The sequence below is a fragment of the Pseudomonas sp. St316 genome (assembly GCF_018325905.1).
Classification (GTDB): domain Bacteria; phylum Pseudomonadota; class Gammaproteobacteria; order Pseudomonadales; family Pseudomonadaceae; genus Aquipseudomonas.
In genome coordinates, this window is sequence record NZ_AP021901.1 from 5434184 (window position 1) to 5447792 (window position 13609).

The window sequence follows — 13609 nt, forward strand, 5'->3', positions numbered from 1 at the left end:
TATTAGCCGGGAAGTTTGCTGTATGCGGAGGGTTCTATGCAAACCGATGAACACAAGCTACGCCCCAATTCATTAGGCGTATCCGATATTGTTTTTTTTGTTGTAGCCGCTGCCGCTCCTCTAGGAGCTACGCTGGGTGCAGCACCCGCTGTTTTTGCTATTGGAGGCCCCAGCGCACCAAGTCTGTATCTTTGTGCATCCGTGATTCTATTACTTTTCGCTATTGGCTTTGCGGCCATGAGCAGGTATGTGGTGAGTGCTGGTGGCTTTGCTGAACTGGTTAAAGTCGGAATAGGTCGACCTTTTGGCAACGCTGCTTCAGGCATCGCGATCCTGGCTTACATCTGCATGCTGATTGGAATCTTCGGCGCCTTCGCTGCTTTTAACTCTGAAGCCTTCAAGTCCTTTCTCGGATTTGATCTAAGCTGGCAAGCTAGCGCTATTTTCGCGATCATTATTGTTGGTGTCTTCGGCTATTTGGATGTGAATATTTCGGCCAAAGTTCTTGGCGTTCTGATGATACTGGAAGTCTTGATTCTGGTGGTATTTGACGCCGCCGTTCTTATAAAATCCGATACCACAGCCATCACCTTTCAAAACCTCATACCTACTGACTTAAGCACACCTGGACTCGGTGTGGCCTTTATGTTCGCTTTCGCGTGTTTCGTGGGTTTTGAGTCAACAACGATATACGGTGAAGAAGCTAAAAACCCACATAAGACCATCCCGATGGCAACTTACATTGCAATTGGATTAATCGGTATATTCTATACAGTCACCACCTGGTGCCTGGGGATCGCTTACAGCGGCGCTGACATTCAAGCCGCTGCAGGCACGGATTTAGTAAACTTCGTCTTCAATGCAAACACAAAATTTGTAGGCCAATGGTCAACAGACCTTATGCAAATCCTAGCAGTGACGAGTCTATTTGCCGTCTTGCTGTCGTTCCACAATGCACTTTGCAGGTATCTCTTTTCGCTGTCGCGCTCGGGCTTCATTTTCAAAAGGCTAGGCAGGGTTCATGCCAAAAATAGCAGCCCACACAATGCAAGTATTACGCTTAGTTTCATAACACTGTTTATTATCGCTTTGTTCATGGCAGCAGATGCAGACCCTATCAACAGTCTGTATATGTGGATGGTTGCTCTTGGCACGTTGGGTATCCTGGCACTTCAAACATTGGGTTGCATTGCAGTTATTGCATACTTTAAGAAAACCCGCAAAGGGCACTTCTGGCAGGGGCTAGTAGCACCGGCCCTAGGTGGCGCTGGGCTATTTGTAGTCGTTCTGCTCGCCATCACTAACTTTCAAGAACTAAGCGGAGCAAAATCCGGGCTCGCTAGCCAACTACCTTGGCTAGTTTTGGTGGCAGCAATTTTGGGAGTAGTTAACGGTATCAGGAAACCTAAGCGACTGATTGATGGGGGCAACCCGGCTTCAACTTGATTGCGCAAAAAAATTACGGCGTTCCTTGGGAACGCCAAAATTCAAAGCTTCAATAAAGCAATATGCTTAGACATTGCTGTTAATTAACGAGTCTGCCAACAACAATATAATAAAGGATTCCAGCTATGGCACTTAGCAAGAGCTGCATTACCAAAATCATTCCGTGCATGGCGCTGAGCTACTCCTTGGGTGCGAATGCTTACGAGCTTCTAGCGAGTGGCGGCACGAAAGTTGATGCATCCCTGGAAGCCGTGTATGCATTGATGCACAGCGATAAGAATTATAACGTCTTAAACAACCGAGACCCCGGCAGCTCGAACTGGAGCGAAGGCTACATCAAGTACGGATTGAGCGGCAGCCAAGAAATCGCTAACAGCTCAACTGCGTACGGCGCATTTAACTTGATTAGTTCTGGAACTTGGGGGGACGGCGATGCAGCCGGATTTACACAAGGTAGCGAGCGCAGAACGGCGGTCAACGACGCCTATTTTGGCTGGCGTTCCGGGGATATGTTCCCTACCCTCGGTCACAATGGTTTAGATGTTTCAGCAGGCAGCCAGCAAGTCATGATTGGCGATGGATTCCTAATCCATAGTGATGGCCTGAGCTACGGTGATGCAGATCTGGGTGGCAACTATGATCGGGGAGGTGCCTACTACCTGGCGGCCCGCAAAGCATTCAAAAATACTGCTGTTGTAAAAATAGGTGGGAGCGAAGGATGGCGGAGCGATCTAGCATGGATCAAATCAGACAATCGCGCCCAGGCAGAAACAGAGCTTGGCTTAGCAACGCTTGAGCATGTCAATGAACTTGGGACTCTCGGCGTCACGTATATTCGCGGTTTAGACGTGAACGAGCGCTACGCTACGCCGCTGCAACGTGAGCGTGACGGTATGAACGTGGCTAGCATTCGCGGGGTTGGCTCTTTAGGTGTAGAGCAGCTTCACCTCTCATTTGAATACGCAACGCAGGATAGAAGTGACGGTCGAGAAAACGCCTGGTACCTTGAGGGGGGCTGGACATTCAAGGATTTAACTTGGTCACCAACAGTTACTTATAGATATAGCCGTTTCTCTGAAAACTATGACACTTTGTTTTACGGCCAAAGTAGAGGTTATGGCACCTGGTTCCAGGGGGAAGTCGCCTCTAATTACGCTGGCCCGTTCAACCAAAACACCAAAGTTCATCATGTTGGCATCAAAGCAAAACCCACCGAAAGTTTAACTGTGGGGGCATTGGCGTTTGATTTTAGAACAATCAACAAGAACCAAGGTAATCTTGACGGCAGGGAACTAGATCTTTATGCCGAGTGGATGGTAAATGAACATCTCATGATCAGCCCGGTCATTGGTTTTTACCAACCGAAGAAGAGCGCTCAGGATGGAGGGCTCCAGCTGGGTGATAACTCGACTAACACCTACCTACAGCTGATCGTGGGAACTTTCTTTTAATCGCCGAGCCGCTTAGCCGCCATCAGTATTCCAACGTTAGGGCAATAAATATGGCGGCTTCACAACAAGCACTCAGTCATTTGTAACGCTGAGTCTGCTCGTTAAATATAATTTTCATATTCAATTCATTTTGAACAAACAGATATTGGAGGCCAAAAAATGCATAAGACCCAACCTTATACCTCTCTGAATCTTCAACCCATTGCGGGTACTTGGCGCGAAGGCAGCACGGGCCGCTCAATGACCGTCAATGACCCCTTTACGCGCAAACCTTTAATCGAAATCTCTCTCGCTAGCAAAGAGGATTTGAATGATGCCTACACCCGAGCGGCGCAGGCTCAGGTTGCATGGGCAGAAACAGGCCCCACTGCACGCGCTGCGGTACTACTGCGCGCAGCACAGATCTTCGATGAGCGTCATCAAGAAATAGTTGATTGGATTATTTCGGAATCAGGTAGCACCCGGATTAAAGCCGAGTTCGAATGGATATCGGCAAAAAACATTACCTTGGAAGCAGCATCCTTCCCGAATCGTGTCCATGGACGGATTGTCGAATCCGACGTGCCGGCTAAAGAAAGCCGTATCTATCGCCGTCCACTTGGGGTTGTGGGGGTAATTAGTCCTTGGAACTTCCCTCTCCACCTGACTCAGCGCTCACTTGCTCCAGCCCTGGCACTTGGCAATGCAGTGGTAGTAAAGCCTGCAAGTGACACACCTGTTACCGGCGGACTTCTGCTCGCACGAATCTTTGAGGAAGCTGGACTGCCAGCTGGCGTACTCAGCGTGATCGTTGGTTCCGGAGCAGAAATCGGTGACGACTTCGTGTCGCATCCAATACCGAGTTTCATTTCATTCACCGGCTCAACGCCTATAGGGCAGAACATCGCTAGACAGGCAAGCTGCGGTGAATACCTCAAACATGTTGCTCTCGAACTCGGTGGTAACAACCCGTTTGTTGTCCTTGCAGACGCAGACCTTGAGCTCGCTGTACACGCAGCCGTTGTTGGCAAGTTCCTTCACCAAGGGCAGATTTGCATGGCCGTCAACAGGATCATCGTGGAAGACTCGATTTATGACGACTTCGCCTCAATGTTCATCCAGCGCGTAAGCAATCTCGTGCTTGGAGATCCGGGAGACATCAAAACTGCTGTCGGCCCAGTGATCAACCAGAAGCAGTTCAGCGGCCTGACGCAGAAAGTAGCACAAGCCAAAAGAGAAGGCGCAACCCTGGCCTACGCTGGCGAGTCTGAGGGTCTAGTCTTCGCTCCTCATGTTTTCACAGAGGTCAAACCCCATATGGAACTGGCGGTCGAAGAGATATTTGGCCCGATTGCCGGCCTGATGCGTGCCAAAGACGCCGAGCACGCCCTGGAACTGGCAAACGCAACTCAGTTTGGTCTCTCTGCTGCAGTTTTCTCTGGTGATCTGGATCGAGGTGTTCAATTTGCCCGGCGGATTCAGTCAGGTATGGCGCACGTCAACGATATTCCTGTTGCAGACGCTGCCAACATTCCTTTCGGTGGGGAGAAGAATTCTGGCATTGGCCGATTCAACGGCGACTGGGCAATCGACGAATTCACCACAACTCAATGGGTATCTGTACAACGTCAACCGCGTCAGTACCCCTTCTGATTCGAGTGCCTGGGCTGGGCAAAAAACAGCACGGCGCATCAAGCCGTGCTCGGCATTCTCCAGACTGAGAATGCCGAGTCTTTGAAATAGCCCGGAGCAATAATTCTCGACGAACGTGAATCGTGCACTACGCAAGTATTTTATACGCGCGCACTCTTGCTTGCTCCTTAGCCTCTTGACGCCTTGAGCTTAAAGAGGCTTTTTTTAACAAAAACTCAGAGCGACCGGCGACTCTGCGAAGCTAAACAGCTCGCTCAGCGGCATTGAGGGTCGAGCGGCCCGAGACCACATCGGCGCCGTCATCCTCATTGTCGCTATCTTCGGCGATCTGTTCGGCCGTCGACATGTTGGCCAAGGGCAACATTCCCTGCAGCTCATCCGGATGAGCGGGACCGGCGGATAGCCTGTCCAACGCGGCGGAGGCCTTGTCCGCCAACGGCTGGGTCATCACTCCCGTCGTCACCCAGGCAGCGAGCACCGGGGCCATCGTGGCCGTCACCGTCGCCTTGCCAGCCGCCGCCACACCCGCAGGCGAAATCCCGGAACGCCTGGCTGCGTTGACCGCGGCGGTCTGGGCCATGCCGATCGCCGTAATACCGCCGGCCAACGCGCCGAGACCACTGACCAGGCCAGTCGGCGTAACCAAGGCTTGCAGCGATTTGCTGCCATCGCGCATCGCGTCCAGCGGCAGGCTACCGACCCGCTTCGCAATGCCCATCGCAGCACTCCCTACGCCATAATTCTTGAGGTCCTTGTAACGCTGGTGCCAGTCTTGACGCCCCAGCAGGTATTCCGGGCCAATCCGGTGTTTGGATTTATCGATGGAATGTTGCAGGTCATAAGCGGCCATGCCTGAAAGCGGAGAACCGACGGCAGCGATCACCGAGTCCACCTTGCTGCCCGTTTGCGCATCGACGGTCTTCGTCACGACGGGTTGGATGACCGTGCGCAACACGTTTCGCGCGGTGAAGGTCTGGAACGTCAGGCTGCCTTCGACAGCCTGGGTCGTCAGGCTCGGCTTCACAGCCTGGGCGGCTTCCTGCATGACCGGCTCCAGATCGGCATTTTCGGCGACCAGCCACTGGGTGTCGCTGGTGGCGCGCTTGATCAGGCCATTGCCGACCGTGTCGGAGGCGCTGCTGACCAGGCCGGCAATCGCCGACAGCGCCAATGGAGCGGTAATCGAACCATTGCCGGTCACCGCCGGGGCGAAGTCCAGCGCGATGGACGCCGCGCCGAAGGGAACCGAACGAAGGAATCCAACCGTGTCATGGGCCGCGCGATCCAGGCGCGAGCCTTTGGTCAGCACGGCATCGACGCTTTGCGCGGTTTCCCCGTCATTGGCCAAGGTACGCGAACGATCGTCGATCAGTGCTTCGAAGGCCTCGCGATTGGCACCGTTTATATGCGGCTCGAATACCCGGGTGAGCTGGGCCTTGATTGCACCCGTCCGATTGGCCAGGTCCTGTTCAGCCGTGACAGGACCGATCGGGACGGATGCAGCGGTCCCGGTGGTCGCGGTCGTTGAATGGGACGGGAGTGTTTCTTCAACCTGATTCGTCAGTGGATGGGGCGGTGTCAGGGAGATGGAATCCATGGGCGGGTCTCTTGTGCGCAAAAGTGAAGGGTTTACCTGTGTTGCGTGGTCACCTCTTTCCGATCGGTTCCGCCTCGTCCGATCCGTCGCGACAGTCAAGGCACTGAAAGGAACGACGTGGCATAATCGTCCGCTGATTTTCAGGACGATACCGGGAACGTTTTGGGGGAGCATTCATGCCCAAGGAAAACAAGCACTTGCAGCTTTTCGGCATCAAAGCCTGTGACACGATGAAAAAAGCGCGTACCTGGCTCGATGAGCACGCGGTGCGCTACGACTTTCACGACTACAAGACCGCCGGCATCGACCGTGAGCACCTGACCCAATGGTGCAACGAACATGGCTGGCAAGTGGTGTTGAACCGTGCCGGTACGACCTTTCGCAAACTCGACGACGAACGCAAAGCCGATCTCGACCAGACGAAAGCCATCGAACTGATGCTCGCGCAACCCTCGATGATCAAGCGCCCGGTGCTCGATCTCGGTGACCGAACCCTGATTGGCTTCAAGCCAGATATTTATGCGGCAGAGATCAAGTAAGCCTGCCCAGTCCATTTTGTAGAGGTAATTTCATGTCCACTACCCTGTTCAGCCTGGCCTTCGGTGTCGGCACTCAAAACCGTCAAGGTGCCTGGCTGGAAGTGTTCTACGCACAGCCGCTGCTCAACCCGTCGGCCGACATCGTCGCAGCCATCGCACCGATCCTCGGCTACAGCGAAGGCAACCAGGCCATCACCTTCACCACCGCCCAGGCCTCGCAACTGGCGGAAGCGCTCAAGGGCGTTGATGCCGGGCAAGCCGCGCTGCTGACCCGCCTGGCCGAAAGCCACAAGCCGCTGGTCGCCACCCTGCTGGCCGAAGATGCCCAACTGGCTTCCACGCCTGAGGCCTACCTCAAGCTGCACCTGCTGTCCCATCGCCTGGTCAAGCCCCATGGCCTGAACCTGGCCGGCATCTTCCCACTGCTGCCGAACGTGGCCTGGACCAGCCTGGGCGCGATCGACTTGAGCGAACTGGCCGAACACCAGCTCGAAGCCCGCCTGCGTGGCGAGTTGCTGGAAGTGTTCTCGGTGGACAAGTTCCCGAAAATGACCGACTACGTGGTCCCGGCCGGCGTGCGTATCGCCGATGCCGCGCGGGTCCGCCTGGGCGCCTATGTGGGCGAAGGCACCACCGTGATGCACGAAGGCTTCGTCAACTTCAACGCCGGCACCGAAGGCCCGGGCATGATCGAAGGCCGTGTTTCGGCGGGCGTATTCGTCGGCAAGGGCTCGGACCTGGGCGGCGGTTGCTCGACCATGGGCACCCTGTCGGGCGGCGGCAATATCGTGATCAAGGTCGGCGAAGGCTGCCTGATCGGCGCCAACGCCGGCATCGGTATCCCGCTGGGCGACCGCAACACCGTGGAGTCGGGCCTGTACGTGACGGCCGGCACCAAAGTGAAGCTGCTGGACGAAAACAACCAACTGGTCAAAGTGGTCAAGGCCCGCGACCTGGCCGGCCAGCCTGACCTGTTGTTCCGCCGCAACTCCGAAACCGGCGCGGTGGAGTGCAAGACGCACAAATCAGCCATCGAGCTGAACGAAGCACTGCACGCCCACAATTAAGCCGCTTCACATCCTCACCTGTGGGAGCGAGCTTTTTTTGTGGGAGCAAAGCTTGCTCGCGATGGCAGCGACACGGTTTACGGTGAGACCGCGTCATCGTTCATCGCGAGCAAGCTTTGCTCCCACAAAAAAAAGCCCGCCCTCACAGGGACCGGCGTACCTTCAGCAGGGCCCGAAAGCATGTTGATCCAATCCCCCTGGCGGGCCGATTTCCCGGCTATCGCCGCCCTGCAACGGCAAGGCCAGACCTACCTGGACAGCGCCGCCACCACGCAAAAACCCCAAGCACTGCTCAATGCCCTGACGCATTACTACGCCAACGGCGCGGCCAACGTGCACCGGGCGCAACATTTGCCGGGCGCCCATGCCACCCAGGCGTTCGAGGACAGCCGCCTCAAGGTCTCGCAATGGCTCAATGCCGGAAACTGCGGGCAAGTGGTCTTCACCCACGGCGCCACTTCGGCGCTGAACTTACTGGCCTATGGGCTGGAACATCTATTCAACCCGGGCGACGAGATCGTCATCAGCGCCCTGGAACACCACGCCAACCTGCTGCCGTGGCAACAACTGGCCGAGCGCCGTTCGTTGACACTGGTGGTGTTGCCACTGGATGCCGACGGGGTGATCGACCCTGGCGCCGCCGCCGAACTGATCGGCCCGCGTACGCGGTTGCTGGCGGTGAGCCAGTTATCCAATGTGCTGGGAGCCTGGCAACCGGTGCCAGCGCTGCTGGCGCTGGCCAAGGCCCGGGGCGCGCTGACGGTGATCGACGGCGCCCAAGGCGTGGTTCATGGCCGCCACGACGTGGAGGCGCTGGGCTGCGACTTCTACGTGTTTTCCAGCCACAAACTCTACGGCCCCGATGGGCTGGGCGTGCTGTTTGGCCGTACCGAAGCCCTTGGCAACCTGCGTCATTGGCAGTTCGGCGGCGAAATGGTGCAACAGGCCGATTACCACAGCGCCAGCTTCCGCCCCGCGCCGCTGGGTTTCGAAGCGGGCACGCCGCCGATTGCCAGCGTGATCGGCCTGGGGGCGACCCTGGATTACCTGTCCGACCTCGACCCGCAGGCGGTCATCGAACATGAGGCAGCGCTGCATGACTACCTGCTCCATGGCCTGTTGGCCCGCAACGGCGTTCACCTGGTGGGCACCCCGCGCCTGGCCCTGGTCAGCTTCGTGGTCGACGGCATCCACAACGCCGACCTGGCGCACCTGCTGACCGAGCAAGGCATCGCCGTGCGCGCCGGGCATCACTGCGCCATGCCGTTGTTCAAGCATTTGAAGCTGTCCGGGGCGATCAGGGTGTCGCTGGCGCTGTACAACGACTCTGCCGATCTCGAACGTTTCTTCGAGGCCCTGGACCAGGCCCTGGAGATGTTGCGATGAACCTGCCCGCCGATGCCGCCCTGGCGCTGCAAACCTTCCAGGACGCCGCCGGCTGGGAACAACGTGCGCGATTGCTGATGCAATGGGGCGAACGCCTGCCGCCGCTGAGCGATGCGGACAAGTGCGACGCCAACCTGGTCCATGGTTGCGAGAGCCAGGTGTGGCTGGTGGGCCGCTTGCACGATGGGCACTGGCAGTTTTCCGCGAGCAGCGATGCGCGGCTGATTCGCGGCCTGGTGGCGCTTTTGCTGGCGCGGGTCAACGGTTTGTCCACTGAAGAGTTGCAGCAGGTGGATTTGCCGGGTTGGTTCAATCAGTTGGGATTGTCGCGGCAGCTATCGCCGTCGCGCAGCAATGGGTTGAATGCGGTGTTGAAGCGGATGTTTGAGTTGGCTCAATAACCGCCATCGCGAGCAAGCTCGCTCCTACATTGGATCGGGTTGAATGCGATGTTGAATACACCCAAATCCACTGTGGGAGCGAGCTTGCTCGCGATGAGGCCTTCAACCACGCCCTCAAACCTGAGGCTTGGCCCTGTCAGACGGCCGCCGCACTCCCGCCACAATCTTATCCACAGCCTTGGTCGCCGCGACCATGCCGAAGGTCGCCGTCACCATCATCACCGCGCCAAACCCACCGGCGCAGTCGAGCTTGACGCCGTCGCCGACAAAACTCTTCTGCAAGCAAATGCTGCCGTCCGGTTTCGGGTAGCGCAGTTGTTCGGTGGAGAACACGCAAGGCACGCTGTAGTGACGAGTCACGGTGCGGGAAAAGCCGTAGTCGCGACGCAAGGTGGAACGTACCTTGGAGGCCAACGGATCGTTGAACGTACGGTTCAAGTCGCAGACCTGGATCAGCGTTGGGTCGATCTGCCCGCCCGCCCCGCCCGTGGTGATGATCTGGATCTTGCGGCGCTTGCACCAGGCGATCAGTGCAGCCTTGGCGTTGACGCTGTCGATGCAGTCGATCACGCAGTCGATGTTCGGCGTGATGTATTGAGCCATGGTGTCACGGGTGACGAAGTCGGCCACCGCATGCACCGTGCAGTCGGGGTTGATCCCGCGCAGCCGCTCGGCCATCACTTCGACCTTGGGTTTGCCGACGGTGCTGTCCAGGGCGTGCAACTGACGGTTGGCGTTGCTCACGCAGACATCGTCCAGATCAAACAGCGAAATCTCGCCCACGCCGCAACGGGCAATGGCTTCCGCCGCCCAGGAACCGACACCGCCAACACCGACAATCGCCACATGGGCCGCCCGCAGGTGCTCCAGACCTTCGACGCCATACAAACGGGCGATACCGGCAAACCGTGGATCTTCTGTACTCATGACCATTACCCCAAAAACCGGCGCGCATTATAGGGCACCCAACGACCCGTCGCGATGTAGGCCTGTCGAAAACCTTTGTGGGAGCGAGCTTGCTCGCGATAGCGGCGTGTCAGTCGGTCTTGATCTTGCTGATCCACCGCTATCGCGAGCAAGCTCGCTCCCACAGGGTTTTGTGTTTTGCTATAAGATAACCGCCATTTTGCGCGAGCCTGCCCGCGCCTGCATAAGCCTTGCGTTCACTCTATATTCCCGGAGCTTCCATGACGGCCCACGCCGACCTCTCGCCGACCCTGCAACTCGCCTGCGACCTGATCCGCCGTCCGTCCGTGACGCCAGTGGATGCCGATTGCCAGAAACTGATGATGCAGCGCCTGGGCAACGCGGGCTTTACGCTCGAGCCGATGCGCATCGAGGATGTGGATAACTTCTGGGCCAGCCATGGCAAGCATGACGGTCCGGTGTTGTGCTTCGCCGGGCACACCGACGTGGTGCCGACCGGTCCGGTGCAGGCCTGGCAGCTCGACCCGTTCGATGCGGTCATCGACGAACAGGGCATGCTCTGCGGCCGTGGCGCGGCCGACATGAAGGGCAGCCTGGCGGCGATGGTGGTGGCGGCCGAACGGTTCGTCGCCGACTACCCGGACCACAAGGGCTCGCTGACCTTCCTGATCACCAGCGACGAAGAAGGCCCGGCCCACCACGGCACCAAAGCCGTGATCGAGCGCCTCAAGGCCCGCCAGGAACGATTGGACTGGTGCATCGTCGGCGAACCGTCGAGCACCACGTTGGTGGGTGATGTGGTCAAGAATGGCCGGCGCGGTTCCCTCGGCGCGAAGTTGACCGTGCGCGGCAAACAAGGTCACGTGGCTTATCCACACCTGGCGAAGAACCCGATCCACCTGGCCGCACCCGCCTTGGCAGAACTGGCTGCCGAGCATTGGGACCACGGCAACGACTTCTTCCCACCGACCAGTTTCCAGATCTCCAACCTCAATTCCGGCACCGGCGCGACCAACGTGATCCCCGGCGACCTGGTGGCAGTGTTCAACTTCCGCTTTTCCACCGAATCCACCGTCGAGGGCCTGCAACAGCGCGTCGCCGATATCCTCGACAAGCATCAACTGGACTGGCACATCGATTGGGCACTGTCCGGCCTGCCGTTCCTCACCGAACCAGGTGCGCTGCTCGACGCCGTATCGTCGAGTATCAAGGACGTCACCGGGCGCGAGACCCAGGCGTCCACCAGCGGTGGCACGTCCGATGGTCGCTTCATCGCCACCATGGGCACGCAAGTGGTGGAACTGGGGCCGGTCAACGCGACCATCCACCAGGTCAACGAACGCGTGCTGGCCGCCGATCTCGATGTGCTGACCGAGATCTACTACAAGACGCTGATCAAGTTGCTCGCCTGATGCTCGCCTGCCCGATCTGCAGTGAACCGCTGAACGCGGTGGACAACGGTGTAGTGTGCCCAGCCGGCCACCGCTTCGACCGCGCGCGGCAGGGTTACCTGAACCTGCTGCCAGTGCAGCACAAGAACAGCCGCGACCCCGGCGACAACCAGGCGATGGTCGAAGCCCGGCGCGACTTCCTCAACGCCGGGCATTACGCCCCGGTCGCCCGGCGCCTGGCGCAACTGGCCGCCGAACGCGCGCCCGGGCGTTGGCTGGACATCGGCTGTGGCGAAGGCTACTACACCGCGCAGATCGCCGAGGCGCTGCCCGATGCCGATGGCTATGCCCTGGACATTTCCCGCGAGGCGGTCAAGCGCGCCTGCAAACGCAACCCGCAACTGACCTGGTTGATCGCCAGTATGGCCCGGGTGCCGCTGGCGGACGGCTGCTGCCAGTTCCTGGCCAGCGTGTTCAGCCCGCTGGACTGGCAGGAGGCCAGACGGTTGCTCAGCCCCGGCGGCGGCCTGATGAAAGTCGGCCCCACCGCCGGCCACCTGATGGAATTGCGCGAGCGCCTGTACGACGAAGTGCGCGAATACACCGACGACAAGCACCTGGCCCTGGTGCCGTCGGGCATGGTGCTGGATCACAGCGAAACCCTCGAATTCAAGCTGACGCTCGAAAACGGCCAGGACCGCGCCAACCTGCTGGCCATGACACCCCACGGCTGGCGCGCCAGTGCCGAACGCCGTGCCAGCGTGATCGAGCAGGCCGAGCCGTTCCAGGTCACGGTGTCGATGCGCTACGATTATTTCGTTCTTCAATAACCTTTTGATTCCGGGCCCCGGGCAACCGTTCGGGGCCAGTTAAATCCGCGAATGGATTTTTCAAGACCGCAGCGAGGACATCCATGCGCCAACCCGATATCGAGATTTACCTCAAAGACGCCGACGTCGACCACAAGGCCATCGCCACCTGGCTCGGCCAGGCCCTGGGGCCGTGCAGCGACTGGGTCCAGAGAGGCCAGACCTACAAGTGCAAGGCTGGCAATATCCCAGTGACCTGGCTGCCCAAGGCCGTGGGCAAATGGAACAGCCTGTACCTGGAAAGTGACCAGACCCCGTGGGAAGACGACATCGCCTGCGCCCGCGCCGCCTTCGCCGCACTGAACGTCGAAGTGCGCTGCGCGCCTGGGTCATGGGTCGAGGAAGAAGGCGAGGAATCGGCCGATCGCTGGATTCGCATCAGCGCCGATGGGGAAGAAGAGATTACCTGGAAGACGGCGTAACAGTCTGGACGCATGGCGCAATTGCCATGTTCATGACAGATCCAAGGTGAAAGAAGATCCCATGTGGGAGCGAGCTTGCTCGCGATAGCGGTGTGACAGCCAATGAAGATGTTGCCTGATACACCTCTATCGCGAGCAAGCTCGCTCCCACAATGGGTTTTGTATCGCCAGTGAATGCGGGTTACAACCCCACCACATCCTCAGCCTGCAAGCCCTTCTGCCCTTCCACGACCGCGTACTCGACCTGCTGGCCTTCGGTCAGTGAACGGTGGCCCTCACCGCGGATCGCGCGGTAATGCACGAACACATCCGCCCCACCTTCGCGCTGGATGAAACCGTAGCCCTTGGCATCGTTGAACCACTTCACGTTGCCGGTTTCCCTTGCTGCCATGATACTCACTCCCCTTTCTTATTTTTAGGTCGGCTTTTCCCGCCCGACTGCAGAAGGCAAAGCCGTACGAACGTTAGCTGCCGTCCAGCC

Annotated in this window: 13 protein-coding genes; 10 read left to right on the forward strand and 3 right to left on the reverse strand. The window is 58.2% G+C overall.

The annotated features are described in order from the left end of the window. The first annotated feature begins 36 nt into the window (after positions 1-36). The 3 genes from KI237_RS24300 (at position 37) to KI237_RS24310 (ending at position 4529) form a co-directional block, all read left to right on the forward strand. Positions 37-1446, forward strand: a complete 1410-nt coding sequence (locus tag KI237_RS24300) for an APC family permease (RefSeq protein ID WP_212797385.1) — start codon at positions 37-39, stop codon at positions 1444-1446. Positions 1447-1613: 167 nt separating this feature from the next. Beyond that, on the forward strand, positions 1614-2897 hold the full coding sequence (locus KI237_RS24305) for an alginate export family protein (RefSeq protein WP_212800688.1): 1284 nt from the start codon (positions 1614-1616) through the stop codon (positions 2895-2897). A 159-nt stretch (positions 2898-3056) separates the two neighbouring features. Further along, entirely contained in the window at positions 3057-4529 is a 1473-nt protein-coding gene (locus tag KI237_RS24310) for an aldehyde dehydrogenase family protein (RefSeq protein ID WP_212797386.1), read from the forward strand. Positions 4530-4770: 241 nt separating this feature from the next. Here the strand turns inward: KI237_RS24310 and KI237_RS24315 are convergent, their stop codons facing one another. Then, the gene (locus KI237_RS24315) at positions 4771-6126 is read right to left on the reverse strand and encodes a type III effector protein RopAA (RefSeq protein ID WP_212797387.1); all 1356 of its coding nucleotides are present in this window, start codon (positions 6124-6126) and stop codon (positions 4771-4773) included. A 176-nt stretch (positions 6127-6302) separates the two neighbouring features. Here KI237_RS24315 and KI237_RS24320 point away from each other — a divergent pair, with 176 nt between their 5' ends. The 4 genes from KI237_RS24320 to KI237_RS24335 all read left to right on the forward strand — a co-directional run bounded on the left by KI237_RS24320 (position 6303) and on the right by KI237_RS24335 (position 9519). Beyond that, entirely contained in the window at positions 6303-6665 is a 363-nt protein-coding gene (locus tag KI237_RS24320) for an ArsC family reductase (protein ID WP_063322771.1), read from the forward strand. Between the two features lie 32 nt (positions 6666-6697). Beyond that, positions 6698-7732 (forward strand): 2,3,4,5-tetrahydropyridine-2,6-dicarboxylate N-succinyltransferase, encoded by a 1035-nt coding sequence (dapD, locus tag KI237_RS24325; protein ID WP_212797388.1) that lies wholly within the window; start codon positions 6698-6700, stop codon positions 7730-7732. Between the two features lie 180 nt (positions 7733-7912). After that, positions 7913-9118, forward strand: a complete 1206-nt coding sequence (locus KI237_RS24330; protein WP_212797389.1) for an aminotransferase class V-fold PLP-dependent enzyme — start codon at positions 7913-7915, stop codon at positions 9116-9118. Next, on the forward strand, positions 9115-9519 hold the full coding sequence (locus KI237_RS24335; protein ID WP_212797390.1) for a SufE family protein: 405 nt from the start codon (positions 9115-9117) through the stop codon (positions 9517-9519). Before KI237_RS24330 ends, KI237_RS24335 begins: the two co-directional genes overlap by 4 nt. Before the next feature lie 114 nt (positions 9520-9633). Here KI237_RS24335 and tcdA read toward each other — a convergent pair whose 3' ends face one another. After that, on the reverse strand, positions 9634-10452 hold the full coding sequence (gene tcdA / locus KI237_RS24340; protein WP_212797391.1) for a tRNA cyclic N6-threonylcarbamoyladenosine(37) synthase TcdA: 819 nt from the start codon (positions 10450-10452) through the stop codon (positions 9634-9636). A 254-nt stretch (positions 10453-10706) separates the two neighbouring features. On the opposite strand from tcdA, the gene dapE reads away from it, so the two are divergent. The 3 genes from dapE to KI237_RS24355 all read left to right on the forward strand — a co-directional run bounded on the left by dapE (position 10707) and on the right by KI237_RS24355 (position 13128). Beyond that, a complete protein-coding gene (gene dapE / locus KI237_RS24345; protein WP_014336780.1) occupies positions 10707-11858 on the forward strand; it encodes a succinyl-diaminopimelate desuccinylase in 1152 nt (383 codons plus the stop codon). After that, the gene (locus KI237_RS24350; RefSeq protein ID WP_212797392.1) at positions 11858-12667 is read left to right on the forward strand and encodes a putative RNA methyltransferase; all 810 of its coding nucleotides are present in this window, start codon (positions 11858-11860) and stop codon (positions 12665-12667) included. Before dapE ends, KI237_RS24350 begins: the two co-directional genes overlap by 1 nt. Before the next feature lie 83 nt (positions 12668-12750). Further along, positions 12751-13128 carry a hypothetical protein gene (locus KI237_RS24355; protein WP_212797393.1) on the forward strand — a complete coding sequence of 126 codons (378 nt, stop codon included), beginning with the start codon at positions 12751-12753 and terminating at the stop codon, positions 13126-13128. Between the two features lie 181 nt (positions 13129-13309). On the opposite strand, the gene KI237_RS24360 is transcribed toward KI237_RS24355, so the two are convergent. After that, complete coding sequence (locus KI237_RS24360) at positions 13310-13519, reverse strand: cold-shock protein (protein ID WP_003184959.1); 210 nt, start codon at positions 13517-13519, stop codon at positions 13310-13312. Positions 13520-13609: the final 90 nt, after the last annotated feature.